This window comes from Bacillus sp. PPSBB_2 (assembly GCF_045291115.1).
GTDB lineage: Bacteria > Bacillota > Bacilli > Bacillales > Bacillaceae_G > Bacillus_A > Bacillus_A cereus.
On the sequence record NZ_CP147983.1, the window covers coordinates 1423274 to 1450238 of the forward strand.

Here is a 26965-nt window from a genome sequence, read left to right on the forward strand (position 1 = left end):
TATTTTGCAAAAAATAGGTGTCATCAATGAGAAGGAAAAAAGTGAAATTCTTCATACGATAGGTAAAAAAGCCCTTTGAATAAAGGGCTTTTTTATTTTGTACCTTTAAAAATATAAATTTAATGTAATATTCTCATTGACAATGATAATGAGATTCATTATCATTTATTTGTGATTAATTGATAAATGTTATCAATTGTGAAAATTATATATGATAGGGGATATTATTTTGAAAAAAAATTATATGAAGGCGCTAGTAGTAGCGACAACATTAGCGATTCCATTTGCTACGTACTCTACTCCAGCATTAGCGGCATTAAAAGTTGAAGCAAATCAATCGGTAGCAGCAGCGAGTGATCGCACGTATGATACTGAGATTAAAATATATAAGGACCAAAAAGATGAGCCATCTATGGTTTCTCAATATATAAAAGATCCTAAAGTAACGATTGCAGCTGGCAAAAAAATTGTCACTGTAACAATGCAAGATAGCGATTATTTTCAATATCTTAGAATAGAAGATAAAAACCAGCCTGGTGTATTTCATGATGTGAAGGTTTTGTCAGAAGATAAGAGGAAGAATGGAACGAAGGTAGTTCAATTTGAAATTGGCGAGTTTGAGAAGAAGCACAATATGCAAATGCATATACTTATTCCAGCTATTGGATATGATCACAAATATCAAGTTCAATTTGAAATTAAAGATCCAACTGTAGGTAACAAAGAAACAGAGAAACCAGATGATAACTCTAATTCAGGAAATACGGAAACGGATAATCCAGTTGATAATCAAAATATGATAACAGATAACAAATTAAGAGAGCTTGTTAATAAAAAAGTATTTAATAGAAAAGATTTAAATACACCAATTACGAAAGAAGATTTATTACAAGTAAAGGATTTGTTTTTAAATACAAATGAGATACTTGATTATAGTGCATTAAAATATATGCCAAATTTAAAATCTTTAACAGTTGCGAATGCGAAGATAAAGGATCCGTCGTTCTTTGCGAACTTAAAGCAATTAAATCATTTAGCTTTGCGTGGTAATGAATTTGCAGATGTAATGCCACTTGTTAAGATGGATAATTTAGAATCCCTTGATTTAAGTAATAATAAAATTACAAACGTTGCACCACTAACTGAAATGAAAAATGTAAAAAGTTTATTTCTATCAGGCAACCAAATAGAAGATGTAACAGCATTAGCGAAAATGGAACAACTAGATTACTTGAATTTAGCAAATAATAAAATTACGAACGTTGCTCCATTAAGCAATTTGAAAAATGTAACATACTTAACTTTAGCAGGTAATCAAATTGAAGATATTAAACCGCTTTATACGTTACCGTTAAAAGATTTAGTATTAACACGTAATAAAGTGAAAGATTTATCAGGCATTGATCAATTGAATCAATTACAAGAGCTATGGATAGGGAAAAATGAAATAACAGATGTTACTCCTCTAAGTAAGATGACACAGTTGAAAATTTTAAACTTACCCAACAACGAGTTAAAAGATATTACTCCATTATCAAGTTTAGTAAACTTACAAAAGCTTGATTTAGAAGCGAATTATATTTCAGACTTATCACCAGTTAGTAATTTAAAAAAATTAGTATTTCTAAGTTTTGTTGCAAATGAAATCCGTGATGTCCGACCAGTTATAGAACTAAGTAAGACGGCTTATATTAATGTCCAAAATCAAAAAGTATTTTTAGAGGAAACAGAAGTAAATAAAGAAGTAAAAGTACCTATATATGAAAAAGATGGTGAGATTTCTACGAAAATCCGTCTGAAGAGCGATAATGGTACGTATAGTAATGGTGTAGTGAAATGGAGTACACCAGGTGAGAAAGTATATGAATTTGGTGTGAAAGATCCATTCGCGGATACAGGAATCTTCTTTACAGGATCTGTTATTCAAAATGTAGTAGAAAGTAAAGACGGTAATACATCTAAAGAAGATGAGAAAACAGAAGTGGTAGAATTTAAAGATGTACCAAAGGGACATTGGTCAGAAGAAGCAATTAATTACTTAGCGAAAGAAAAATTATTTATAGGCTATGGAAATGGTGAATTTGGATTTGGTGATAACATTACTCGTGGACAAGTAGCACTTCTAATACAAAGATATTTAAAATTAGAAAATAATCTAGAACAAAAAACGGCATTTACAGATACGAAAGGAAATATGTATGAAACGGCTATTGATGCAGTGGTTCAAGCTGGAATTATGACAGGCTATGGAAATGGTATGTTCCGTCCGGATGGAGTATTAACTCGATATGAAATGTCAGTAGTACTACAAAGAGTATTTCAGTTAAAAGAAAATGAAAATAGTGCAGAGAATTTTAAAGATGTACCAAATGGCCATTGGGCGAAAGGATATGTGAAAGCTTTAGTGGATAATAAAATATCAAAAGGCGACGGGGAAGGGAATTTTTTAGGAGATAATTTCGTAACACGTGAACAATACGCACAGTTTTTGTATAATGCAATAAAGAAATAAAGTGAAACTTTATTCAGTGGGGGTTTTGTTCATTCCCCACTGATTAGTAGCCCTCACCAATCGGGCTGCCCGTTAATGCGGGATAAAAAATGAGGAAAATACGCTATTCTTTAATTAAAGAATAGCGTATTTTTTATGTGCAAAATGAAATAGGAAATAGATAGGAGTATAGACATATGAATAGCCTATTTTAAAGAAGAACCACGAAACTATATTGACAAAAAAGCGTTCTCATGTGATAATTCAATTAAATTTTTAGAATAATCAAAAAATATTCCTTTTACATAGAAAGGATTCGAATCTTATATGAATATTATGCCGGGGGTGACGAAATGTTATTTTTTCTGAAGAAATGGAATGAATTAAAAGATGTGAAATCTGAATTGGCACTTCGTGATTGGTTTTATGGTACCAAAATTAGCTTATCGCTATGTACGTCAAAAGAGCCGTTAACATTTTTAGTAAATGTTGAGGGAAGAGATAAAGGGCTATTTTCGGAAGAAGATTTTATTGTCGTAAATTGCATGTGCGAGTCAGTATTTGAAAATGAAGAAAAACCAGCTGCAGAGTCATTTATGCATGCGGATATTTATAAAAAAAGTAGTGCAGGATGTATTTTACAAGTGCAGACTGTAGATAGTCATTTAATATCAGAGTTATATGGGGAAGAAGGAGAAGTAACGTTCGATAAACGCAGTGTGGAGCGTGTTTTCGGAAAAGAAGGTATAACAGAAATGACAATTCCAATTGTAGAAGATGAAAAAAAATTCGCTGATTTATTAGAAAGCAATGTTCCGAATTTCATTGAAGGTGGAGGAGTAGTTCTTGTTCATAATTACGGCATGATTGTGTGGGGAAAAACGCCAGAAGAAGCGAAAAAATGGCTAGAGGGTATAGAATATTTAATGAACTATCATGTAAAGTTATTAATGATTAAGGGTGCAAGGAGCTCTGTTATATAAAAATGGATGTGATATGGATACAAGTTAATAAATAAATGAAAGCGTTTTAAAAATAATTTCACTCATAAAATATAGGTCTCCTTATTATATATAGATTACATGTTGACATGTAAGGAGGAACATATTTTGCGAGTTAAATATCATTTTCTGCCAAAGCAGCAAGTAACATTTTGCAAGATAAATGATTCTGGTGAAGAGGCACTGCAAATGATGAACGAAACGGGATTTCGAGCCATCCCGGTATTAGCAGAAGATGAGAAGAAATTCACGGGGATTATTTATAAAGTAGATTTATTAGAAAAAAAATGCAATAGCGGATTAGAGCATGTAAGTGCAGGGGATACGCTTGATGATTCCAATGCATTTATTTTTGAAAAGGATTCATTCTTCAGAGCTTTTTATGTAATTCGTCGGCTTCCGTTTTTAGCCGTGCTAAATGATTATAATGAATTTGTCGGTATGTTAACGCATTCGAATATATTTGATGTTATTGAAGATTCATTTGGTATGCGAACAGGTGGTTATATATTAACAATTGCAACACAAGATTGTAAGGGAACGATTAAAGAGCTTGGGACATTGTTAAAAGCATATAATATCGGTGGCCTATTTACGTTAGATAACGGTGATCAATATATCCGCCGCGTTATTGTAAATATATCAGATGAGTTAGATGAAACAAGATTAAAGCAATTAATCGGAAAAATAGAGAAAAAAGGATTCAGAGTGAGTCATGTAGATTATATTTAAGTTAAAAAAAGTACCTATCTGTTATATATAGATAGGTACTTTTTTGTCCCGCCATTTGTGGGCAGTAAAATCCGAGCCTCAAAATTCAGCGCAAGTAAAGAAGTTAAGTGGGGGGACGGATTGCCCATAAAAGCCCAATTGGTTAGGGCTGATTATATGTGAGTAATGAACTTTATTTTGAAACAGGAGGCGGGGATAATGCTAGATCAGATAAGAAAATAAAGTCTGCATGCTCACGAATTTTAGGGATAGAAGTTTCAATAACGCGTGATGTAATTTCACCTGGAGGGCCCACATGCCCGATAGCTACCATAATAGGTTTTTCTTGAATTTTTTTGATGAGTAATTGGGCTTGTTTTGAAATATGTCCTGCTGTATACACATCATCAAAAAATAGTTGGTTTTCAATAATAGGAACTCCTAATTCTTTTCCGATTTTTGGGACGACACTATTAGGATTCGTTTTACTATCTAAGTAAAATAAACCGTGTTTTTTACAAGCAGCAAGTATAAGGCGAACAATTCTTTCATCCGCTGTTACTTTTGACCCCATATGATTGTTCATTCCAATTGCATGCGGTACTTCTTGAATCGCTTGTTCAAGTCGGTTGTTTATTTCTTCATCGCTTAAATCAGTTGTAATTGCTTTCGGCCCAAGCCATTCTTTTTTACCTTTTATAGGTTCCATTGGCATATGTATAATAACTTCATGGCCTTTCTTATGGGCAGCTATTGCATCTTCTTTTGTGGAAGGAAGAAAAGGCATAACAGCAACAGTGAGTGGAATGGGAAGTGATAACATTTGATTAGTCCCCTTCATATTATTTCCGAAATCATCAATGACAATAGCAACTTTATTCGTATGAGCATTTGCTTGAATAGGAAATAAGAAGGACGGTAAAAACAAAACAATGATGAATAATGCAATCGTATATTTTCGCATATAAATATTTCCTTTCTATTGTTATCCCGCTATTTGTGGGGAGTAAGACTCCCACCTCAACATTGGGCTGGATAGGTGGGAGACCCACTGCCTATAAACGCCCGATTGGTGAATGCTAATAATCAGTGGGGGCTGAACAAAAAACACTGATTAAAGTTTCACTTTATCAATCATCATTATGTTTTGCTTTTTTATATAAATTAAACAAAAAATGTCGAAGAAAAGTAGATGGAAAATTAAGAATCCCCGGTTTACGTAGAATTTATAAAAAAACAAGATGAAAAAAATGTCTATTATTGCGAATGTATTTACAAAGATAGAATAATTTGTAATAATTCTCAAAGTGAGGGTAAAGATTTGTAAATTACAGGGAGAAAATGTTAAATTTTCTGATTCTTCAAATTTGCATATGATTAAGTAGTTAAAAAAGTCAATGGAGAAGTGAAGTTAAGAGCATGGAAGTATAATAAGGGGGATATGGATGTTTACTGTAAAAAGGAAGTACACATTAGAAAGGCTTTCACGTGATATTCATATGAAACGTGAAGAAATGATTCAACTAGGATTAACAAGTGGGCTAAATAGTAGGGAGACAATTCAAGTTAGTCAAGAATTGGACAAGCTTATTTTACAATATCAATGTTATAAAGAAAAACAAACACCGAAATGGTTTTCAATTATAAAAATACCTATTTTCCAAATCGGGTATGAAGGAAAATCAAATAATTTTTGGCGAATGCTTGTGGCTGGTTTTATGAAATAAGTATAATTACCCTTATAGGATAAGGATAATTATACTATGTGTAACGGAATTTCGATATGAACTGTTGTTCCTTCGTTTTCTGTACTGTCAATAAAAATATGCCCATTATACATCTCTACAATTCGTTTACATATGACAAGTCCAAGACCTGTTCCAGTATCTTTATTAGTAAAGAACGGATGAAAGAGGTGTTTTTGAATATGTTGCGGAATCCCTTTTCCAGTATCTATAATCTGCAATTGTGCGTGTGTTTCATTGTTTTTTACTACAATGGTTAGTGTATCACTAGAAGTCATGGCCTCAATTGCATTTTTTGTAATGTTTAAAACCACTTGTTTCATATGGTCTTTCGAACAATGGATATGAACAGGATGGTCTGGCAAATGTAAATGGAATACAATGTTATGTAAATTCGCCTCAGATTGAATAATTAATGCTACCTCATTTAGAATTGTTCTTACATCATACGTTTGTTCGATGATGGCGGTTGGCTTTCCGAGAATAAGAAATTCACTTACAATTTCATTGATTCGCTCTATTTCTTGTTCAATTACGGAAAAGTAGAACTGATCTTGCTCATCTTTATATTTCTCTTTTAATAGAGCGACGAGCCCTTTAATTCCAGTAAGAGGATTACGGATTTCGTGTGCTGTACTCGCTGCAAAAGTTCCAACTAATTCAATTTTCTGTAGTTCATTTTGTTGTCTTTCAAGTTTTGTTTGCCGTTTTAACAAAATATATTGAGCAAGTAAAAATAAAATAGACATTAAAAATAAAGTAGCTATACACTCTATTGTAACCCACTGGTATAAGGTTTTTTGATGAATAGGTAATGGAGAAACAGAGACCTTCCAATTTAATCTTTGGAGTGGGGTAGTAAGCATATTAGAATGCGTATCACTTGTGTCGTTATTATCATCGGTTAGAAAAACTACATCATGTTTATCAGTTACCTCAAAATGGTATTGTGGTTTAATGGCATTTAAAGAAGATGAAATGTAATCAAAGCGTAAACTAGCTAATAATAATCCTGAGAGCTCCTTCTGTTTATTAAATATGGGGGCAGCAATTATAATAGCTTTATGTCCAAGAACGCGATCAGTAATGACTGATGATACAGTGGTTTTTTTAGTTTGGAGCGCGTCTTGAATATATTTACGGTCTGAAACATCTATAGGCTTTGATTCATCTTCAGATGCGATTGTAATGACTCCTTCTGGTGTAGCGTAATATAGACCAGAAAAGCGTGCATCGTTTCCATCTGTATCATGTACAATTTGTTTAATGCCATTTATATTACCAGTCTCGGTGCCTACAACTTTTGCAAGCATGTCTAAAGCAGAAATTGCTTCACCAAGATGATGATCCAAATAATCTCTATATAAAAAGAGAACTGTATGAGCAGATAATTTGTTTTCCTGTTTCATTTTATATGTATGATACGAATAAAATGTAGCACCAATCCCTATTGTCGGTAGGATAACAAGCAATATATATACAATTATGCTTTGGAATTTGACTTTCAAATGTGGTACTCCTTCTTTTTTTATTATCATTATATATAAACTATGTTAAAATTGTCATGTTTTTATTCAAGAATGATTCTTAATATATTAGGGGAGAGGAAATGGATGAGTGAATGCTCATTCGGAATTCACATGAAGTATGAAGTGGCATTTTCTTTTTATTGCTGAGAATTTAAGTGAAGGGTTGAAAGTTGTATGACATCAAATAATGAACGAGAAGATATTTCTCAATCTTTAAAAGTATTTATTGCATTATCTCGTGTACATCGTTCTGTTATGGATACTACAAATAAATCTATACAAAGTAACGGATTAAATCCAACTGAATTTGCTGTATTAGAACTGCTATATCATAAAGGCGGTCAACCACTTCAGCAAATTGGTGAGCGTATTTTAATAGCTAGTGGCAGCATTACATATGTTGTAGATAAGCTGGAGAAAAAGGGATTAGTAAAGAGAATTCCATGTCCGAATGACAGACGTGTTATTTACGCGCAATTAACTGAGTCTGGCGAGAACTTTATTGCTTCTATTTTTCCGGGGCATGAGAAAGTTATACATCAGTCTTTTGAAATGTTAACGAAAGATGAAAAAGATGAATTACTTGATTTATTAAAAAAAATTGGGAAGTATGAAAAATAATATGTTCCAAAGGAGCTTTGGATAAATAAATCCAAGGCTTTTTTATTTGTAATGAACTCAGGGCAGTCACTGCCGAAATTTGTTGAAAATTAAGAGGGAATTCAAGAATACGTATTGAATTATAATAAAGGTATGTAATGGAGAGGAGGCTCGTTCATGTCATTTAAAGACTATGAATATAAACGCCCAAATATTGAAGAGTTAAAAGAGAAATTTACTGTTGCTTTAGAGAAGTTTGATAACGCAAAAACTGTAGAAGAACAAAAACAAGTCATTCATTCAATTAATGAGATTCGCAACGATTTTGGTACAATGGGAAACCTTTGTTACATTCGCCATTCTGTTGATACGACGGATACTTTTTATAAGGAGGAGCAGGATTTCTTTGATGAATTCTCTCCAGTTGTACAAGGATATGGTACAAAATATTATAAGGCACTCATTAATTCTCCATTTCGTGAAGAATTAGAGGCGTATTATGGAAAACAATTATTTGCTCTAGCAGAATGTGATTTAAAAACATATTCAGATGAAGTCGTGAAAGATTTACAATTAGAAAATAAATTATCATCGCAATATACACAGTTATTAGCATCTGCAAAAATTGACTTTGCTGGAGAAGAAAGAACGTTATCGCAACTGATTCCGTTTATGCAAGGAAAAGAAAGAAGCGAACGTAAAGCAGCAAGTGAAGCATACTACGGATTTTTAGCTGGAAATGAGGAAGAACTAGATCGTATTTATGATGAGCTTGTTAAAGTGAGAACGAAAATCGCAAAATCTTTAGGTTTCAAAAACTTTGTTGAACTTGGATATGCAAGAATGTACCGTACAGATTATAATGCGGAGATGGTGGCTAATTACCGTCAGCAAGTGCTAGATTATATCGTTCCCGTTACAACGGAATTAAGAAAGCGACAACAAGCACGTATCGGTGTAGAGAAGTTAGCTTATTACGACGAAAACTTTGAGTTTGCTACAGGTAACCCAACTCCAAAAGGAGATGCGGATTGGATTGTTGATCATGGAAAGACAATGTATAAAGAGTTATCGGCTGAAACAGATGAATTTTTCAATTTCATGCTAGATAATGATTTATTAGATTTAGTTGCGAAAAAAGGAAAAGCTGGTGGCGGATATTGTACATATATTGAGAATTATAAAGCGCCATTTATTTTCTCAAACTTCAATGGAACATCTGGTGACATTGATGTATTAACACATGAAGCAGGTCATGCCTTCCAAGTATATGAAAGTCGTAAATTTGAAATTCCAGAATATAATTGGCCAACATATGAGGCGTGTGAAATCCACTCTATGAGTATGGAATTCTTTACATGGCCATGGATGAAGCTATTCTTTGAAGAAGATGCAGATAAATATTACTTCTCTCACTTAAGTTCAGCACTTCTGTTTTTACCTTATGGTGTATCTGTTGATGAATATCAACATTATGTATATGAAAATCCTGAAGCATCACCTGAAGAGCGAAGACAGCATGGCGTAACATAGAGAAGAAATATTTACCACATCGTGATTATGAGGAGAATGATTATTTAGAGCGCGGTGGTTTTTGGCAACGTCAAGGGCATATTTATAGCTCACCGTTCTATTATATTGATTACACGCTTGCTCAAATTTGTGCGCTACAATTTTGGAAACGTGCAAGAGATAATAGACAAGAGGCGTGGGAAGATTATGTGAATCTGTGCCAACAAGGTGGAAGTAAATCGTTCTTAGAATTAGTAGAGGTTGCAAATTTAACATCACCATTTGCTGAAGGCTGTGTGAAAAGTGTTATTACAGAAATTGAAGCATGGTTACATGCGATTGACGACACAAAATTGTAAAAAACATGCGCTTTTTTCACATGTTTAACATCGACATAATGGGAAAATGATGAGATAATAAAAGAAAATTCAGAATACTGAAGGGGTGTTTCTAATAAGGAGCACCTCTTTTCACCAACAAAAGGGGGGAACAAGTATGCTTCAATCTAATATGGATGTAAGTTTAGAAAGTTTAGTAAACTCATTACAGGCTACTCGAAGCACGCTATTATCAGAAATTGAAATGTTAAATGACACAGAAGTGAATGTAAAGCCACGCCGTGATAAATGGAGTATTATTCAAATTTTACACCACTTGCATTTAGTTGAACAATCTGTCACGTCTGCCCTTGTATATGCTTTACAAAAAAATGAAAGAAACATGACTCCATTTAAAGACCTCCAACTTACGCTTGATCGCACACATAAACGAGAAGCTCCTCAGCAAATGCAACCAACAGAAACTTTAATGAAAAAACAGCAAGGAATTCAATTACTAGAACATTCACGCCAAGAACTATTACACGCGCTTCATAGTGTTATAGATGAAAAAGATTTATTTGAAAATGGATTAAAGCATCCTGTTTTTAATGATCTGAATTTGTATCAATGGGTTCAATTTCTTGATTTGCATGAACAAAGACATCTTACGCAGTTAAAAGAGGCGAAACATGCAATTTTGCAACGCTAAAGTGGAAGAAGTGGGAAACCACTTCTTTTTTGATACGTGCATAGTTTTCTTTCTTATTTTGGAATACTACATGGAGAAAGAAAAGAAGGAGTTGAAAAAACATGTCTAAGAAGAAGCGAGAAGAAGAGCGCGCCTGGAAAGCACGTAAAGAAAATCAACAACCGCACGGAAAAGTGAAAGCTTTTGCTGAATTAGTTGAAGGAACAGAAAAAACGTGATGAGTATTTCATCACGTTTTTTGTATGAGTGGAAAAGTTAATAAAAAGGTTGTACCGATTCCTTTTTCACTTATAATATCAATTTTTCCATTCATAGCTTGAACAACACTGAATACGACCATCATTCCAAGTCCAGTACCTTTTTCTTTCGTTGAATAAAAGGGCGAACCAAGACGTTTTACTTGTTCTGAATCCATACCGACTCCTGTATCTTTTATATATAACTGAATATGCTTATGATCAGGAACTAATGTGAAATAAAGATCACCGCCTTTTGGCATAGCCTCAATGCAATTTTTTAAAATATTTAATAAACATTGATTTAGTTTTTGCTTTTCTCCAGCGATAAAAAAAGAAGTGCTTTGCTTTATATAATGAGTACGTACATTTGTTAAATTAGCAAGCGGTGTAATTAACGACAATGCATGTAGTAATTCTTCTTCTAACTGTAATGTTTGTTCTTTTTCAATGCTTGGTTTAGCAAAGGTTAAATAATCTGTAAGAACATGATTTGCTTGTTCGATGCCATTAATGGCAATGTCGATATATAATTTTCGTTCCTGCTCAGTGCATGTATCTGATTGTAACAGTTGTAAAAAACCTTTCGTTGAAGTTAATGGATTGCGAATTTCATGAGAGATAGACGCTGCCATTTCACCAATTAAATGAAACTTTTCAGCATTTATAAGTTCGTTTTGGAGACGAACTTGAGTTTGTAATATGTGTAGTAAATATAAAATTAGAATCGTACCAAGCATTGAACATAATTCATACACAATAATATGCGGTATATAATCAGTCTTATTTGTAACCTTTGAAAGGAAGAAGGGTATCCAACTAAATCCGTATGTGAGACTGTAGATAATAGCAAGTGTTATTTTTATACGATTAGAAGTTCGATTGAAAAATTTATATGTTAATAATAGAACAATAAATAGAAGAACAGAACCGATAAGAGATGGGAAAACACCTATCCCACCTAATAATAAGCGATATATGTTTAATACAACTAAGATAGAACCACCAGCAATAGGCCCTCCCGTTAATGTACCGACAATTAATACAATATGGCGCATATCAAATTGAAAACCATTATTTGTTTTTGCTGCAAATGTAATACAGAGTACGGTAGCAAGGCAACAGAGTACAATGAATATAGCTGAATTTAATTTAGGAGAGCGTTTCCCTTTTTGATTCCAAAATAAATGATATACGAGCATTGTAATCAGGATGAATAATATATTTAAAAAGAGATAAATAATAAAGGGTTTCAGTGGGATGCCTCCTCTCTTCTTATATTAAATTAATCATACTATAAAATGAAAGAAATGAAATAATAAATAGCTGAAAAATCAGAAATTTTTACGCTAGTATACAATATGTTACAATAAGCTGTGTCAATGAAAGAAGAAATTCCGTGCACCGCGCGGGAGAGGTTCGCGAACTCCCTCTATAAAAAACTATGGAAACAACAATATCCTTAGGTATTGTTTTGTTTTTTTATTGTGACAGTTCAAGAACGTTCTTTCTTCTTATTTATAGTAGAGAAGGAGAATGAGTGAAATGAAAAAAGAAAAAGCAGTTGTTGTTTTTAGTGGAGGACAAGATAGTACGACATGTTTATTTTGGGCAATAGAGCAGTTTGCAGAGGTAGAAGCTGTAACGTTTAATTACAATCAACGTCATAAGCTAGAAATTGATTGTGCAGCGGAAATTGCAAAAGAACTAGGAATAAAGCATACGGTACTAGATATGAGTCTATTAAATCAACTTGCTCCAAATGCTTTAACGAGAACGGATATGGAGATTACACATGAAGAAGGTGAATTGCCATCGACATTTGTAGATGGACGAAATTTACTCTTCTTATCATTTGCTGCTGTATTAGCAAAACAAGTTGGAGCACGTCATATTGTAACGGGTGTATGTGAAACTGATTTCAGTGGTTATCCAGACTGCCGTGACGTGTTTGTGAAATCGTTAAATGTTACTTTAAATTTATCTATGGATTACCCGTTTGTCATTCACACGCCACTTATGTGGATTGATAAGGCTGAAACATGGAAATTATCAGATGAACTTGGAGCATTTGAGTTTGTTCGAGAAAAAACATTAACATGTTATAACGGAATCATTGGTGATGGTTGCGGTGAATGTCCAGCATGTCAACTTCGTAAAGCAGGATTAGATACGTACCTACAAGAACGCGAAGGAGCGAACAACTAATGGATAACTTTTTTGGATTTCGCATCGTAGAGAATTTGCAAAAAATGGACAAGGATATTCAGCGTAAACAACTCAAATACCATAATAAAAGAGTAATGGTCAGCAAGGAATTTACATTTGATGCAGCACACCATTTACACTGTTATGAAGGGAAATGTAAAAACTTACATGGTCACACATATAAAGTTGTATTTGGAATTAGTGGATATGTAAATGAAATAGGTCTTGCAATTGACTTTGGAGATATAAAAGAAATTTGGAAGAATGAAATAGAAATTTATCTAGATCATCGTTATTTAAACGAAACGTTACCTGCAATGAATACGACTGCTGAAAATATGGTCGTTTGGATTTATGAAAAGATGGCAGAAGCACTAACAAAAGAGAATCGAGTGAACGAATATAAAGGAGCTCGCGTTGAATTTGTTCGTCTATTTGAGACGCCGACTAGTTATGCGGAAGTAAGACGGGAGTGGATGCTTGATGAGTAAAATCCCTGTCTTAGAAATATTCGGTCCGACTATTCAAGGTGAAGGAATGGTTGTAGGGCAAAAGACAATGTTTATCCGTACAGCTGGTTGTGATTATAGCTGTGCTTGGTGTGATTCTGCTTTTACGTGGGATGGATCAGCTAAAGATCAAATTAGACAGATGACACCAGAAGATATTTGGGATGAGCTTGTTGCAATTGGAGGAGAAAATTTTTCTCATGTTACGATTTCAGGTGGAAATCCGGCATTACTGAAAAATATTGAGTTTCTTCTTTCTATATTAAAAGAAAATGGAATGCGAACGGCAATTGAAACGCAAGGGAGTAAATGGCAAGATTGGTTACTTCAAATTGATGAGATAACAATTTCTCCAAAACCACCAAGCTCAACGATGAAAACAGATTTTCAGAGGTTAGATGCTATTATTCAGAAACTAGCAGGAAAAGATATTAGTTTAAAAGTAGTAGTATTCGATGATCATGATTTTGAATATGCAGTTAAGATGCACGAACGTTATCCAAAGGTACCATTTTTCTTACAAGTAGGAAACGATGATACAAAAACAGTGGATGATGCGATGCTTATAAAAAAATTATTAGATAAGTATGAATGGCTGATTGATAAAGCTGTAAATTGTAAAGAGATGAATGATGCAAAAGTATTGCCTCAGCTTCATGCGTTAGTATGGGGAAATAAGCGCGGCGTATAACGAGAAGGGATGTTTAAAATGACAGGAAGATTAGATGAAGATTTAAAAGATGTAACATTACTAGGGAATCAAAATACAAAATATTTATTTGAATATAGCCCAGAAATATTAGAGGTATTTGATAATAATCATCCAAACCGTGATTATTTTGTAAAATTCAATTGTCCTGAATTTACAAGTTTATGCCCGAAAACAGGACAACCAGATTTTGCAACAATTTATATTAGCTATATTCCAGAGCAAAAAATGGTAGAGAGTAAATCTTTAAAGTTGTATTTATTTAGTTTCCGCAATCATGGTGATTTCCATGAAGATTGCATGAACGTTATTATGAACGATTTAATTAAATTAATGGATCCACGTTATATTGAGGTATGGGGGAAATTCACACCACGTGGTGGTATTTCAATTGATCCATACTGCAACTACGGGCGCCCAGGGACGAAGTATGAACAAATGGCTGATTACCGCATGATGAACCACGATCTATATCCGGAAACAATTGATAATCGTTAATAGAAAGAAAGGGCCTGTATAGTATACAGGCCCTTTCTTTCTATTATATTATGCATTTTGATTAATGACAGTATAGTTTTTATGACTTACAACTGTAAGAGGTTCCATATCTAGTTCTCTAAAATTCTTCATAATTGTTATATCAACAATAACAGAGTTTTGATTTACTTTTTGAACACGGCCTTGCATTCCACCTTTAAATTCGATGATATCTCCAGTTTCTGCGATCTGCATAAGCAACTCTCCTTGTTACAGTTTTCCCAAAAAAAGAATAAATTTGGGTTTTTTTATTTCCTCCTATTTTGAACCATATTTCCTACTTTGTAAATGTTTCCAAAGTAAAAATTCGAAAAATATTCACTTTTTGTAAGAAAATATGTAGAAAATCCATGTTTTTTGAAAAAAATAGCAAAAATGCGAGAATCTTTATATCGAGGTATAATGAAAAAGTAGAATAACCTGCTGAAGTGGGAGAAATTAGAGGCGGTAAAATGATGTTTGAATTTGTGGGGAGTGTTATAGCTTTAATTTTATTTTTATTTTCTTATATGCATTTAAAAAAGATTCGTCAATATGATACGAGTACATATTTTGATGGGATGGATGGTATCCATGCTTCGATAACACATGATAATGGTGGGGAGATGTAAAGGTATATAACTTTATTTTCTTGCGTGGTATGATGTTTAGAACTAGTGCATAATAGAGTTCATAAGTGATGAATGGAGAGTGAAAAGAATGAAGATTTCTTTTATTCGTCATGGTCGCTTAGATTGTACTATAGAACCAATGACGGTTACATCCTTTCATGAATGGATAAAAGGATATGACTTACATACTATAACAGAAAAACAACCTATACCATTGGAAACAAGAGAAGCGGTTGAAGTAGCGAAATTGATTGTAACGAGTGATCAAAAGTGTGCTGTACAGTCAGCAGCTGAATTAATGGATTCTTTATGTTTTATACAAAATTCTCTTTTTAGGGAAGTGGCAGTTCCGGCGAGCTTTTATGCGCCAAAATGGTTGAAGTGTAAACTTAACGTATGGATGTGTATTGGACGAGCATTATGGATACTTGGTTACCATAAAAATGTTGAATCTTATAAGGAAGTAAGAGAGAGGGCAAGGCAAGCAGCTTACGTATTACATCGTTATGCTCTCGTACATGGAAGTATTGCTCTTGTAGGTCATAATTATTTTAATTCGATGATTGGAACGGAGCTGAGGGCAATGGGATGGTCTGGTTCGCCTATTTTGCATAGAAAGCCATGGGGATGTACAACATATACGTTTCACGAGGCGATGGATGGAAATATATTAAATACGAATTTAACATAAAAGCACACGATTTATATAAATCGTGTGCTTTCTTTTTAAGATACAGAAATTTTGACGTTTAATGGTTTTACGAGATGAGCATAAGGTTCGCCTACTAGCATAACAATTTCATCTTTTTTATAACCTAACTTTTCGTATAGTGAATAGGCGCGTGTGTTTTCGAAATTAACAAGTAAAGCGATTTTTTCATGCCCTTTTTCAGTTGCATAGATTTCGGCAGCTTCAATTAATTTAGAACCGATACCTTTTCCGCCGTGTGCACTTGAAACTGATAGTGTATCAATGTAATACTCATCAAGCTCAGCTTCTTTTTCTAACGTAATTGATTCATCTTTATGTAATTCTCTTAAGTGATGTACAATTGGTGCGTCAAGCTGTGTTGCTTCACTACCGTGATAAGCGACAATAACTCCAACTGCACTCTCGTCTTGTTCATAGACAAAACAGTTTTCGTAGCTCAGACGGTTATTTTCTTTTGAGAACCATGTCTCAAGTCCTAGTAATACTTCTGCTTCATCTGTGCTACCTGTGATTTTTTCAGCAATTTCATGCAGAGCATTATACAATAAAGGAGCTATTGCCATTGCATCTGTCTTTTTTGCTTTCCGAATCATAGTATCCCTCCTAGTTCTATTTGTATATTGTAGCATAGTGGTATGGAACTTTGCATAATTGAATGCCGAAATGTTTGATATAGAGAAGTAGCTATGTTAGTATATGATACTTAGTGGACATATAGTAAAACGATATTGTTTGCGAAATAACGAAAATAAAATCATGGCATAACAACAAGATAAAGTGAAACGTTAATCAGTAAGATTTTTTGTTCATTCCACGACTGATTAGTAGTCAACACCAATCGCACTACCTGCAAATAGCGGGATAAATTTACAGTTGTTGACCTATAGAATATACGATAAAATAAAATATTGCAGAGAGGTGAAATACATGGATAAAGAATTAGCAAATACAATTTTAGATCAGCTAAAAAATGGTGAAATAAAGGAGTATGTTGTTACGAAAGATGTATTTTATACGTTCAGAGAAGTTGTTGTAAATAGAGAAGACTTTAAGCATTTCATTGGTAACGCACAGCGAGGCGGGCAAGTGATTTATACATATTCAGAAACGCCACGTTCATAAAGGGGAATTTTGATCAGCAGGGCATCTCTCACTGATTAGTAGCCTTTCACCAATCGGACGTTTAATGCGGGATAAATAAAAGATAAAGGAGAGGGGAATTATGGGCGATTTTAAACAAGGCATTTTACCACATTGGGATTATATGTGGAAAGATAGAGCCGGCAATCGATTTATGGGAATGGTTATGTATCCAGAGAAACGAAAATGTTCAGCAAAAATGCTTCAGAAAATAAAAAGAGCATATGAAGAAGCAGTAGAAATTAAAGTAACTGTACAAGTTCGACATACATATCAGTACGTAGAAGGAATGATTGTATACTTTGATGAAGAGGCTCCGGTATGTACAATGATTGATAAAGATGAAAATCCGCATCATATATTTGTAAAAGATATTTTGCGCATTGAGCACTCTGAATAAACTTTTCATAAATAAATTGAAGTTCCATAATAATAATCTTTTTCTATAATAGTTATCTTTTAGTGTGTAACGAGAAACGAAAGTATATGTATAATATATTTAATAAGGTAAATTTGATAAATGTAATCGTTTTTTAGAGCAGATTATAGTTTCATATCTGTTCTTTTTTGCGTGATGCTGGAGAAATATATTTCTTCAGCATCTACCGTTTTATGACAAAATATATTGTTAACTTTTTTAAAAATAAGGTTAAATTCGTTGACAACTTTTTTGAAAAGCACTTTATTGACATGAGTTTTAGAATGTTGTTTCATAGTCATTGTATTGAAAAAAAACGGCTATCATGTCGAAAAGTAAAAGTTAAAAAAAGAAAGAATTTATACATATATCTTGTGTCTTATTTTGAAACGTAATACAATATATAGAGAAATCAAGAACAACATATAGAGAATATAGATTTGAGAGGGAGGGTCGGAAATGTTAGTTGCATATGATTCTATGACAGGAAACGTGAAGCGTTTCATTCACAAATTAAATATGCCGGCCGTTCAAATTGATGAAGATCTAGTAATAGATGAAGACTTTATTCTTATTACGTATACAACAGGTTTTGGCAATGTACCAGAACGTGTTTTAGACTTTTTAGAGCGCAATAATGAAAAATTAAAAGGCGTATCTGCAAGCGGCAATCGTAACTGGGGAGACATGTTCGGTGCAAGTGCTGACAAGATTTCTACTAAATATGAAGTGCCTATTGTATCAAAATTTGAGTTATCTGGAACAAATAACGATGTAGAATATTTTAAGGAAAGGGTGCGGGAGATTGCGACACATTGAACTGAATAATGAAATCACGCAAATGCAGGACGGTTTTTATCAGCTTCATAAAGATAAAGAGGCATTAGAAGTCTTTATGGAAGAAGCTAGAGAGAATACCGTTCCTTTTAATAGCGTGGCAGAGCGAATGGAGTATATGAAAGAACATGATTACTATTACAACGTTCTGGACGAGTATAGCTTGGAGGAAGTAGAGGAAGTATATAACATCGCTTATGGTGAAAACTTCGAGTTCCAATCTTATATGGCAGCATCTAAGTTCTACAAAGATTATGCGTTAAAAACGAATGATCAAAAACAATACTTAGAAAGCTATGAAGATCGTGTAGCAATTGTTTCATTATACTTAGGACGCGGTGATGTTTCGAAGGCAAGACAATTCGCAAGCATGATTGTAAAACAAAACTACCAACCAGCGACACCAACCTTTTTAAATGCGGGAAGAAGCAGAAGAGGAGAAATGGTGTCTTGTTTCTTGTTAGAGATGGATGATAGCTTAAATTCGATCGGCTTTAACATTAATACTGCGATGCAATTATCGAAAATCGGCGGGGGAGTAGCTTTAAACTTATCTAAGCTACGCGCACGCGGTGAGCAAATTAAAGGTATCGACAACGCTGCAAGTGGCGTAGTACCTGTTATGAAATTGCTTGAAGATTCGTTTTCATATGCGAATCAGCTTGGTCAACGAAAAGGTGCCGGTGCAGTATATTTAAACATTTTCCATTGGGATATTATTGAATTCCTTGATACAAAAAAAATAAATGCCGATGAGAAGAGCCGTATTCAGTCTCTATCAATCGGAATTATCGTTCCAAGTAAGTTCTTTGAGCTTGCTGAGAAAAACGAACCTTTCCATGTTTTCGCGCCTTATACGGTTTATAAAGAATATGGCAAGCATTTAGATGATATTGACATTGATGAAATGTACGATGAATTAATGAGCAATCCGAAAGTGAAGAAGAAGCCACTAGATATTAGTGCACGTGATATGCTTATTAAAATCGCTATGATTCAGCTTGAGTCTGGTTACCCATACTTAATGTTTAAATCAAATGCAAATAATCAACATCCATTGAAGGATATTGGAACTGTGAAGATGTCGAACTTATGTACAGAAATCTTCCAGCTTCAAGAAACTTCAGAAATAAATGATTACGGTACAGATGACATTATCCGTCGTGATATTAACTGTAACTTAGGATCGTTAAATATCGTAAACGTAATGGAAAATAAAGAAATTCGTGAAGCAGTTCATGCGGGAATGGAAGCTTTAACAGCTGTTTCTGATATGACGATTATTCCGAATGCACCAACTGTGAAAAAAGCAAATGACGAGCTTCATTCAGTTGGACTTGGAGCAATGAACTTACACGGATATTTAGCAAAAAATAAAATCGCTTATGAAAGTGCAGAAGCGAAAGAATTCGCTCGTACATTCTTTATGATGTTAAATTACTACTCTATTGAGAAAAGTATGGAAATCGCTACAGAAAAAGGCGAGACATTTAAGGACTTCGATAAATCTGATTATGCGAATGGCACATACTTCGAAAAGTATGAAACGACAGATTACAGCCCAGTAACTGAAAAAGTTCAGCAACTATTTGAAGGAATTCATATTCCAACAAAAGAAGATTGGACAAGTTTAAAAGAGCAAGTACAGAAGAATGGTTTATACAACTCATATCGTCTTGCCATTGCTCCAACACAATCAATCAGTTACGTTCAAAATGCAACTTCAAGCGTAATGCCGATTGTAAGTCAAATCGAATCAAGAACATATGCGAATGCGACAACATATTATCCAATGCCGTATTTATCAAAAGATACGTTCTGGTACTATAAATCTTCTTACGATATGAATCAGTTTAAATTAATTGATTTAATCGCAGAAATTCAAGAACATATTGACCAAGGAATTAGTACAATTCTTTACGTTAATAGTGATATTTCAACACGTGAATTAGCACGTTACTACATCTATGCACATAAAAAAGGCTTAAAGAGTCTGTATTATACGAGAACACGTAAATTAAGCGTGGAAGAGTGTGTGGCTTGTACCGTTTAATATAAAAAGTGAGACATGATGAGCAGGGTTTTCTGAACCCTGCTCATGCTTAGTTATCATATTTAGAGAAGGGGCGATTTAATGCGTGCGGTAAACTGGAACAAAAAAGAAGATGATTTTAGTTTAATGTTTTGGAAGCAAAACATCGCTCAGTTTTGGACAGAAGAAGAAATTGCGGTTTCGTCTGACAAAAATACTTGGGTGCAATTATCGAAAGAAGAGCAAATTGCTTATAAGCGTGTATTAGGTGGTTTAACACTTTTAGATACGAAACAAGGTGGCGAAGGAATGCCACTTGTACTTGTTCATCTTGAAAATTTACAAGCGAAAAGTGTATTAGCTTTCATGGGAGCTATGGAAGAAGTACATGCGAAAAGTTATAGTCACATTTTCACAACATTAGCTACAGAAGAAGAGATTGATGATATTTTTGACTGGGTAGACAATCATCCGTTACTTGAGAAAAAAGCTGGTATTATTACTAGTTACTATCGTCGTTTATTAAAGCCTGAAGTAACAAAAAAAGAGTTATACATGGCAATGGTAGCAAGTGTGTTCTTAGAAAGTTACTTATTCTATAGCGGATTCTTCTATCCACTTTACTTAGCTGGTCAAGGAAAACTAACAGCAAGTGGTGAGATTATCAACTTGATAATTCGTGATGAGTCAATTCACGGCGTATTCGTCGGTATTTTAGCACAACAAATCTTCGCAGAACTTTCTGCAGAAGAGCAACAAGAAGTGCAAAAAGAAACACAAGATTTATTAATGGAACTATATGAAATTGAAATGGCCTATACAGAAGAAATTTACACTTCTATCGGTCTTGTAGAAGATGTAAATCGTTTCGTTCGTTACAATGCGAATAAAGGGCTTATGAACTTAGGACTTGAGCCGAAGTTTGAAGAAGAAGAAATTAACCCAATCGTTTTAAATGGTTTACGTACAGATACGAAAAACCATGATTTCTTCTCTGTAAAAGGAAATGGTTACGTAAAAGCAACGAACGTTGAAAAGTTAGCTGACGATGACTTCGTGTTTAACTTTTAATATAGGATTATAAAGAAAAACTGTCTTATTCATTGATAAGACAGTTTTTCTTTATAATTTTGTTTACATAACACTATTATTTTTGTATAGCGATTTATATTTGGGAAGTTCTATTCGTTTAACGGATAGAACTTTTTTGTAATTAAATGGGTATTTACAAACCTTTTGTATCGGTGTATTATTTAACTAGTACACCGATACAAAAGGAGGGAAGAAATGAAAATAGAGTTTTCTCCAAATACACCAATTTACATTCAGGTAATGGAATACATAAAAAAAGAGATCGTAACAGGACATTTATTGCCTGGTGATAAAATTCCCTCTGTCCGTGAATTAGCGAGTGAATTACAAGTGAATCCAAATACGATTCAGCGTACATTTCAAGAGCTAGAACGGGATGGAGTTGTTGTCACACGTAGAGGAATGGGACGGTATGTAACGAATGAAGGGGAGAAAATTATGGAGCTGCGAAAAGAGATGGCGAAAGAATTACTTCATTCTTTTATAGATGGAATGGACAATTTAGGTTTTTCAGAAGAAGAAATTCTTACAATTCTTCGTTCTTCATTACATGATAAGAGGGAGGAGAGCCAATGACAGAGCTATTGAAAATAGAAAACTTATGGAAGAGATACGGATTAAAAGCAGTGATCCGTGAATTAAACATAGAGATTATGGAAGGGAAAATCGTTGGGCTTGTTGGAGATAACGGGAGCGGGAAAACGACGTTATTGAAAATGATTGCAGGCTTGCAACACCCTTCTGAAGGTAGTATTACAATAGACGGTAAAAAGGTAGGGTTACAGACGAAAGAAATTGTTTCATTTATGTCCGATAAGCCAATCTTTGATGATTGGATGACTGTAAAAAACGCTTTATTTTTCTATCGAGATTTTTATAAAGACTTCGATATTCAAAAAGCGGTAGATACGATTGCAGAATTTAAAATACCGTTAGAAGAAAAAATTACAGCATTGTCAAAAGGTATGGTTGAGAAGTTGCAGATTATTTTAACGTTTTCTCGAAAAGCGAAGCTATATGTACTGGATGAGCCATTGGGCGGGATTGATCCTCTTTCTAGAGAACATGTATTGGATCTAATTCTACAGTTCTATAGGGAAGATTGTACGATATTAATTTCCACTCACTTAATAAATGAAATTGAAAATATTTTTGATGAAGTGATCTTTTTAAAAGATGGAGAAATGGTTCTATATGAAAATGTAGAAGAAATTCGTTTTCAGAGAGGAAAAGCAGTTCATGAATTGTTTAAGGAGGTGTTTAGTAAGTGAAGTCAGTACTTTCCTATTTATGGAATGTAAATAAGAAAAGATATATTGTTACTTTTTTATTCTTTGTGCTAATTGAAGCTGTGTTATTTTCACAAATGATTGTAAGAAAAAGTGATGCGGCTATCAGTAGACAAGAGGGTATATTTGGAATCATTATGATTATATTTTTCTTTTATATTGTTTATATGTTTATACAAACAATGAAATCATATTCACGCTTACTAACTAATCCAATGTTACGACTTACAGCAATATCTGGGAAACAATATGTAATTTCTATGCTTATTTTCTCATTTATCGCAATGGCTATATGGTATGGGATATGTGGAATTCTTTTCTACGTAAGTTATGTATTAGCTTTTCCTACGACTTCTGTATATGTAGAAGCAAAAGAGATTATGCAAGTAGGCATAATTAATAATTTAATATATACGATAAGCGATTTATTTGAGTTTTTGTTTAGTGTTTTACAAATCATATTGGTAATTACTCTAGTAAAGTTACTTACGAAAAAGAAAAAGGCGCAAAATATACTAATCGTTATTATTTTTCTAGTAATAAATATCGCGATTACTTTAGCGACAACCTTGCTAGGAAAATTAGCTCCAGCTTTCCAAGTATTGCGAAGAGTAGAATATCATAGTGAAAGCAAGAGTCTGTTTATTAATATGTTTCAAGAAAATGGATTTAACATTTTTAATATAAGTTTCATGGTAATGGTTAGTGCTCTAATAATATATGTAATTGCTTATATTATCGATAAAAAACTAGAAGTCTAAAGGAGGAATCAGCATTGGGAAACGTAGTAGTAAAGTTAGAGAATGTTCGAAAAAAGATTGGTGGAACGGAAATTATTCGTGGTTTATCATTTGAGGTTCGTGAAGGAGAAGTATACGGATTCCTTGGACCGAACGGTAGCGGTAAGACGACGACGATCCGTATGATGACAGGTCTTATTTCAATGACAGAGGGCGATATTACAATTTGTGGACATAGTATTCGCTCGGAGCGTGAAAAGGCACTAGAGCAAATTGGAGCGATTGTAGAAAATCCTGAACTATATGATTATATGACAGGAATGCAAAACTTAAAGCATTTTGCGAACATGGCCATTACACCAATTAGTAAAGAGCGCATTGCTGAGATTGTAAAGCTTGTTGAGTTAGAGCATGCGATTCATAAAAAGGTGAAAACATATTCACTTGGTATGAAACAACGTTTAGGAATTGCACAGGCATTACTTCATCAGCCGAAAATCTTAATTTTAGATGAGCCGACAAATGGATTAGATCCAGCTGGTATTCGCCAAATTCGTGATTATTTACAACGTTTAGCGAAAGAAGAGAATATTGCTGTAATCGTATCAAGTCACTTATTGAGTGAAATTGAATTAATGTGTGATCGCGTCGTTATTATTAAACAAGGTGAGTTTGTACAAGAGTACAACTTACATGAAAAAGTGAAGCATGATGAGGCAGTCGTTGTAGCGTTTGAAGTAGATGAAGTTCAGAAAGCGAATGAAATCATTAAAGGTAAAGCAAAAGGGAATGTAATTGTAGCATCTGTAACAAAAGACAACATTCCGCAACTTGTAAAAAAACTTGTTCATGCTGATGTGCTTGTATACGGAGTTACTGTTCAAAATAAAACGTTAGAGGATGAGTTCTTAGCGATTACTGGGGGAGTGAAAGCGTAATGTTTAAATTAATTCAAAATGAATTTTTAAAGTTGCATGCGAAAAAAGGTATGTATATTTTAATTGGTGTCATTGCTTTATTGGAGATTTTAGGAGCAGTAGTACTGGCGAAATGGGGTGAAGCTGGTAGTTTAAATGGATCTTACTTAGATTTTGTAAGTTCAGATATCGGCTTAATTATGATATTCGCAACGATTTTTGGAATTACAACAGCTTCGCGTACAATTACAGATGAATTCCAAAAAGGAACGATTAAACAATTATTAATTCGTCCAAGAAAACGAATGACAGTTTTATTTTCTAAATATATTACAGTGTTATTAACGATGTTATTTATTGTATTTGCTAGTACGTTAATTGCTATGATTATTGGATTAATTGTAATGGACGGTAGTAAAACTGAATTAACGTTAGGAATTGTTTTAAAAACAATATTATATCAGCTGCTATCACCATTTTTCTTTGCAACACTTGCATTTTTCTTAGCAAACGTATTTAGAAAATCTGTATTACCATTAATTATTACGATGTTCCTATTCTTCTTACAAGGTGCAATTAATATGGTATTAATAATGTTTGCAAAAGGTGTAGCGAAGTTTGTAGTATTCAACCATTTGGATTTAAGAGCTTACGATAGCAATAAATTAATCAATGGTGGAATGGAACCAACATTTACAGAATTTACGTTTACAACTTCATTATTACTTGTAGCTGCATACTTTGTTGTGTTACTTGTAGCATCAAGTGCATTATTCCAAAAACGTGACGTATTATAATAAAAGAAATCCCCGCTTGTAAAAACGGGGATTTTTATTACATAAATTTCACTTGGATTGCAACTTGAAGAACAACGATATGGTATTTTAAGAGATATGCTGTTTAAAAAAATGAGAAAAATAGGAAGGATTTCAACTATATTCATATTATAATTTAGTTATCCTGCTATTTATAGGGAAAGGATTGCCTATAAAGTACTAATTAAAGTTTTATTTTTACTATCTTTGGGGGTGTTTTATATGCACTATGCATTTTCACGTATAAGGCTACGTAGCTTTTTTGGATGGATGATTATAGGGGTGTTCCTTATAATGATTCCATTAGATCTAACAAATGTTTCTGAGAATACGATGGAGGTTATTTCACAAATAACTGTATTTTTTGTATTTCCGTTACTTTGGCTATACGTAAAAACAAATAAAAATAATGTTGTATTTAACAGTTTTTTTGATAAGCCAGGACGTTTATCTTGGGGATTAATTGTATTAGCAACGATAATGGGGATGATTTTTTCAGTTGGCATATCTCAGATTCAATTTTACATATTAGCACATACGTTACCGAATTTCTTAGTTACTATGCTAGAAGACGGAAATGTTATTAATACGAGTAACGTATATATGACGATATTTACTTTCATTTCAGCATGTGTGTTAGCACCTATTATGGAAGAGGTTATTTTTAGGGGATTTTTCTTACAGCGAATGGCTTATAAATGGGGAATTAAAAAAGCTGTAATTATATCTTCAATTATTTTTGGCTTAGGACATTTTGATGTTATTGGTGCGTTCATGTTTGGTGTCGTTATGTGTCTTTTATACATAAAGACAAAAAATATATGGACGAATATAGCTGTGCACGCTCTAAATAATTTGATTGCAACAAGTATGCAATTTTTCGGTGGAGAAGAAAGCGGTACAATCTCAATTACTGAATTACAAGCGCAAAGTAATTTATGGATTGGTATCGGTCTTACAGTTGTTGGATTGCTTTGGTTAATTCCTTATGTTTGGAAACAATGGCGTACAGTAAAAGAAGTTGGCGTGCCACCAGTACGTTTTATAAATGAGCAAAAAGTAGTGAGTTCATCACAAGAAAATGAAGTGTATAGTCAAGTGATCTTAACCGATAGATTGATGGCCATAGAGTTACCAGATGAGGCTGTAAATAAGCTTCGGTTAGAAGAAAATGATTATGTAACAGTATCTGTAGAAGAAGATAAAATCGTTATAAAGAAAGCACATAATAGATAATTAAAAAGTAGCTCCTAAAGAGCTACTTTTTAATTTGTAATAATTTCTACTCGAAAATTATTACCGTTCTTTACATATTTAATATCTGTAACAGTGCGGACCGTCTTTAAAATCTCCACTTTTTCACCAATTCGCGGGATGGTTGGAACATTGTCCCAAATACCAAGCAAGTCATCTAATTGTGCCGTTTTTTCATAAAACCAGATTTTCAATGTAAAGCCCCTTTCTCGAACTTTATGTATTTTAATACATAATATATTATTTTTATTCTTATTGTAAGGGGTTTTTTTATATTTTTTGAATAAAAAT

The 26965-nt window shown here is 33.5% G+C and carries 30 protein-coding genes, 1 pseudogene and 1 riboswitch; of the genes and pseudogenes, 25 read left to right on the forward strand and 6 right to left on the reverse strand.

Translation table 11 applies throughout. The annotated features are described in order from the left end of the window. Nucleotides 1–211: 211 nt before the first annotated feature. The 3 genes from V6946_RS07090 (at nucleotide 212) to cbpA (ending at nucleotide 4224) form a co-directional block, all read left to right on the forward strand. Entirely contained in the window at nucleotides 212–2512 is a 2301-nt protein-coding gene (locus V6946_RS07090; RefSeq protein WP_016122153.1) for an NEAT domain-containing leucine-rich repeat protein, read from the forward strand. 332 nt (nucleotides 2513–2844) lie between these two features. Further along, nucleotides 2845–3474: a class II aldolase/adducin family protein gene (locus V6946_RS07095; protein WP_000896006.1), complete on the forward strand. Its 630-nt coding sequence runs from the start codon at nucleotides 2845–2847 to the stop codon at nucleotides 3472–3474. A 126-nt stretch (nucleotides 3475–3600) separates the two neighbouring features. Then, complete coding sequence (gene cbpA, locus V6946_RS07100; protein WP_366982297.1) at nucleotides 3601–4224, forward strand: cyclic di-AMP binding protein CbpA; 624 nt, start codon at nucleotides 3601–3603, stop codon at nucleotides 4222–4224. A gap of 172 nt (nucleotides 4225–4396) precedes the next feature. Here the strand turns inward: cbpA and V6946_RS07105 are convergent, their stop codons facing one another. Then, nucleotides 4397–5167: a divergent polysaccharide deacetylase family protein gene (locus tag V6946_RS07105; protein ID WP_001234107.1), complete on the reverse strand. Its 771-nt coding sequence runs from the start codon at nucleotides 5165–5167 to the stop codon at nucleotides 4397–4399. Nucleotides 5168–5648: 481 nt separating this feature from the next. On the opposite strand from V6946_RS07105, the gene V6946_RS07110 reads away from it, so the two are divergent. Beyond that, nucleotides 5649–5930 carry an aspartyl-phosphate phosphatase Spo0E family protein gene (locus V6946_RS07110; protein WP_006917746.1) on the forward strand — a complete coding sequence of 94 codons (282 nt, stop codon included), beginning with the start codon at nucleotides 5649–5651 and terminating at the stop codon, nucleotides 5928–5930. Nucleotides 5931–5959: 29 nt separating this feature from the next. On the opposite strand, the gene V6946_RS07115 is transcribed toward V6946_RS07110, so the two are convergent. Then, a complete protein-coding gene (locus V6946_RS07115) occupies nucleotides 5960–7456 on the reverse strand; it encodes a DUF3149 domain-containing protein (RefSeq protein WP_326302896.1) in 1497 nt (498 codons plus the stop codon). 195 nt (nucleotides 7457–7651) lie between these two features. Here V6946_RS07115 and V6946_RS07120 point away from each other — a divergent pair, with 195 nt between their 5' ends. From V6946_RS07120 to V6946_RS07135, 4 genes and pseudogenes are all read left to right on the forward strand, one after another. Next, nucleotides 7652–8098: a MarR family winged helix-turn-helix transcriptional regulator gene (locus tag V6946_RS07120; protein ID WP_000203336.1), complete on the forward strand. Its 447-nt coding sequence runs from the start codon at nucleotides 7652–7654 to the stop codon at nucleotides 8096–8098. A gap of 156 nt (nucleotides 8099–8254) precedes the next feature. Beyond that, nucleotides 8255–9948: pseudogene (locus tag V6946_RS07125) on the forward strand (M3 family oligoendopeptidase). A 136-nt stretch (nucleotides 9949–10084) separates the two neighbouring features. Further along, nucleotides 10085–10618, forward strand: a complete 534-nt coding sequence (locus V6946_RS07130; protein WP_000941961.1) for a DinB family protein — start codon at nucleotides 10085–10087, stop codon at nucleotides 10616–10618. 101 nt (nucleotides 10619–10719) lie between these two features. After that, complete coding sequence (locus V6946_RS07135; RefSeq protein WP_000038355.1) at nucleotides 10720–10836, forward strand: DUF6254 family protein; 117 nt, start codon at nucleotides 10720–10722, stop codon at nucleotides 10834–10836. An 11-nt stretch (nucleotides 10837–10847) separates the two neighbouring features. Here the strand turns inward: V6946_RS07135 and kinB are convergent, their stop codons facing one another. After that, nucleotides 10848–12056, reverse strand: a complete 1209-nt coding sequence (kinB, locus tag V6946_RS07140) for a sporulation sensor histidine kinase KinB (protein WP_000964151.1) — start codon at nucleotides 12054–12056, stop codon at nucleotides 10848–10850. A gap of 206 nt (nucleotides 12057–12262) precedes the next feature. Next, nucleotides 12263–12306: riboswitch (PreQ1 riboswitch) on the forward strand. Nucleotides 12307–12399: 93 nt separating this feature from the next. Between kinB and queC the strand changes: the two genes are divergently transcribed. The 4 genes from queC to queF are packed head-to-tail and all read left to right on the forward strand — an operon-like array spanning nucleotide 12400 to nucleotide 14778. Then, a complete protein-coding gene (gene queC / locus V6946_RS07145) occupies nucleotides 12400–13062 on the forward strand; it encodes a 7-cyano-7-deazaguanine synthase QueC (protein ID WP_000711595.1) in 663 nt (220 codons plus the stop codon). Beyond that, nucleotides 13062–13553, forward strand: coding sequence for a 6-carboxytetrahydropterin synthase QueD (gene queD / locus V6946_RS07150; RefSeq protein ID WP_000368414.1), 492 nt, complete (start codon nucleotides 13062–13064; stop codon nucleotides 13551–13553). The genes queC and queD overlap by 1 nt, the downstream gene beginning before the upstream one ends. Further along, nucleotides 13546–14262, forward strand: a complete 717-nt coding sequence (queE, locus tag V6946_RS07155) for a 7-carboxy-7-deazaguanine synthase QueE (protein ID WP_000036294.1) — start codon at nucleotides 13546–13548, stop codon at nucleotides 14260–14262. Before queD ends, queE begins: the two co-directional genes overlap by 8 nt. 18 nt (nucleotides 14263–14280) lie before the next feature. After that, nucleotides 14281–14778: a preQ(1) synthase gene (gene queF, locus V6946_RS07160; protein WP_001986050.1), complete on the forward strand. Its 498-nt coding sequence runs from the start codon at nucleotides 14281–14283 to the stop codon at nucleotides 14776–14778. A gap of 48 nt (nucleotides 14779–14826) precedes the next feature. Here queF and V6946_RS07165 read toward each other — a convergent pair whose 3' ends face one another. Next, nucleotides 14827–15012: a DUF2187 family protein gene (locus tag V6946_RS07165; protein WP_001165082.1), complete on the reverse strand. Its 186-nt coding sequence runs from the start codon at nucleotides 15010–15012 to the stop codon at nucleotides 14827–14829. 260 nt (nucleotides 15013–15272) lie between these two features. On the opposite strand from V6946_RS07165, the gene V6946_RS07170 reads away from it, so the two are divergent. Further along, nucleotides 15273–15428, forward strand: a complete 156-nt coding sequence (locus V6946_RS07170; protein WP_000461431.1) for a hypothetical protein — start codon at nucleotides 15273–15275, stop codon at nucleotides 15426–15428. A gap of 88 nt (nucleotides 15429–15516) precedes the next feature. After that, nucleotides 15517–16119 (forward strand): hypothetical protein, encoded by a 603-nt coding sequence (locus tag V6946_RS07175; protein ID WP_000703102.1) that lies wholly within the window; start codon nucleotides 15517–15519, stop codon nucleotides 16117–16119. Nucleotides 16120–16154: 35 nt separating this feature from the next. On the opposite strand, the gene V6946_RS07180 is transcribed toward V6946_RS07175, so the two are convergent. Further along, complete coding sequence (locus V6946_RS07180; protein WP_366982300.1) at nucleotides 16155–16733, reverse strand: GNAT family N-acetyltransferase; 579 nt, start codon at nucleotides 16731–16733, stop codon at nucleotides 16155–16157. Between the two features lie 334 nt (nucleotides 16734–17067). Between V6946_RS07180 and V6946_RS07185 the strand changes: the two genes are divergently transcribed. The 11 genes from V6946_RS07185 to V6946_RS07235 all read left to right on the forward strand — a co-directional run bounded on the left by V6946_RS07185 (nucleotide 17068) and on the right by V6946_RS07235 (nucleotide 26656). Beyond that, entirely contained in the window at nucleotides 17068–17262 is a 195-nt protein-coding gene (locus V6946_RS07185; RefSeq protein WP_000356684.1) for a hypothetical protein, read from the forward strand. A 100-nt stretch (nucleotides 17263–17362) separates the two neighbouring features. Continuing rightward, nucleotides 17363–17680 carry a hypothetical protein gene (locus tag V6946_RS07190; RefSeq protein ID WP_000502205.1) on the forward strand — a complete coding sequence of 106 codons (318 nt, stop codon included), beginning with the start codon at nucleotides 17363–17365 and terminating at the stop codon, nucleotides 17678–17680. A gap of 477 nt (nucleotides 17681–18157) precedes the next feature. Further along, the gene (gene nrdI, locus V6946_RS07195; RefSeq protein WP_000959447.1) at nucleotides 18158–18517 is read left to right on the forward strand and encodes a class Ib ribonucleoside-diphosphate reductase assembly flavoprotein NrdI; all 360 of its coding nucleotides are present in this window, start codon (nucleotides 18158–18160) and stop codon (nucleotides 18515–18517) included. Continuing rightward, entirely contained in the window at nucleotides 18504–20588 is a 2085-nt protein-coding gene (nrdE, locus tag V6946_RS07200; RefSeq protein ID WP_001215839.1) for a class 1b ribonucleoside-diphosphate reductase subunit alpha, read from the forward strand. Before nrdI ends, nrdE begins: the two co-directional genes overlap by 14 nt. Before the next feature lie 81 nt (nucleotides 20589–20669). Further along, on the forward strand, nucleotides 20670–21638 hold the full coding sequence (gene nrdF, locus V6946_RS07205; RefSeq protein ID WP_001203028.1) for a class 1b ribonucleoside-diphosphate reductase subunit beta: 969 nt from the start codon (nucleotides 20670–20672) through the stop codon (nucleotides 21636–21638). Nucleotides 21639–21854: 216 nt separating this feature from the next. Next, the gene (locus V6946_RS07210; RefSeq protein ID WP_000687512.1) at nucleotides 21855–22235 is read left to right on the forward strand and encodes a GntR family transcriptional regulator; all 381 of its coding nucleotides are present in this window, start codon (nucleotides 21855–21857) and stop codon (nucleotides 22233–22235) included. Further along, the gene (locus tag V6946_RS07215; RefSeq protein ID WP_006916807.1) at nucleotides 22232–22930 is read left to right on the forward strand and encodes an ABC transporter ATP-binding protein; all 699 of its coding nucleotides are present in this window, start codon (nucleotides 22232–22234) and stop codon (nucleotides 22928–22930) included. Before V6946_RS07210 ends, V6946_RS07215 begins: the two co-directional genes overlap by 4 nt. Beyond that, the gene (locus tag V6946_RS07220; RefSeq protein WP_000843921.1) at nucleotides 22927–23709 is read left to right on the forward strand and encodes a hypothetical protein; all 783 of its coding nucleotides are present in this window, start codon (nucleotides 22927–22929) and stop codon (nucleotides 23707–23709) included. The genes V6946_RS07215 and V6946_RS07220 overlap by 4 nt, the downstream gene beginning before the upstream one ends. 14 nt (nucleotides 23710–23723) lie before the next feature. Further along, the gene (locus tag V6946_RS07225) at nucleotides 23724–24626 is read left to right on the forward strand and encodes an ABC transporter ATP-binding protein (protein ID WP_000528788.1); all 903 of its coding nucleotides are present in this window, start codon (nucleotides 23724–23726) and stop codon (nucleotides 24624–24626) included. Beyond that, entirely contained in the window at nucleotides 24626–25402 is a 777-nt protein-coding gene (locus tag V6946_RS07230) for an ABC transporter permease (protein ID WP_000475435.1), read from the forward strand. Before V6946_RS07225 ends, V6946_RS07230 begins: the two co-directional genes overlap by 1 nt. A 240-nt stretch (nucleotides 25403–25642) precedes the next feature. After that, nucleotides 25643–26656, forward strand: coding sequence for a CPBP family intramembrane glutamic endopeptidase (locus V6946_RS07235; RefSeq protein ID WP_000558806.1), 1014 nt, complete (start codon nucleotides 25643–25645; stop codon nucleotides 26654–26656). A gap of 29 nt (nucleotides 26657–26685) precedes the next feature. Here V6946_RS07235 and V6946_RS07240 read toward each other — a convergent pair whose 3' ends face one another. Next, complete coding sequence (locus tag V6946_RS07240) at nucleotides 26686–26868, reverse strand: DUF3913 family protein (protein ID WP_000707107.1); 183 nt, start codon at nucleotides 26866–26868, stop codon at nucleotides 26686–26688. Between the last annotated feature and the right edge of the window lie 97 nt (nucleotides 26869–26965).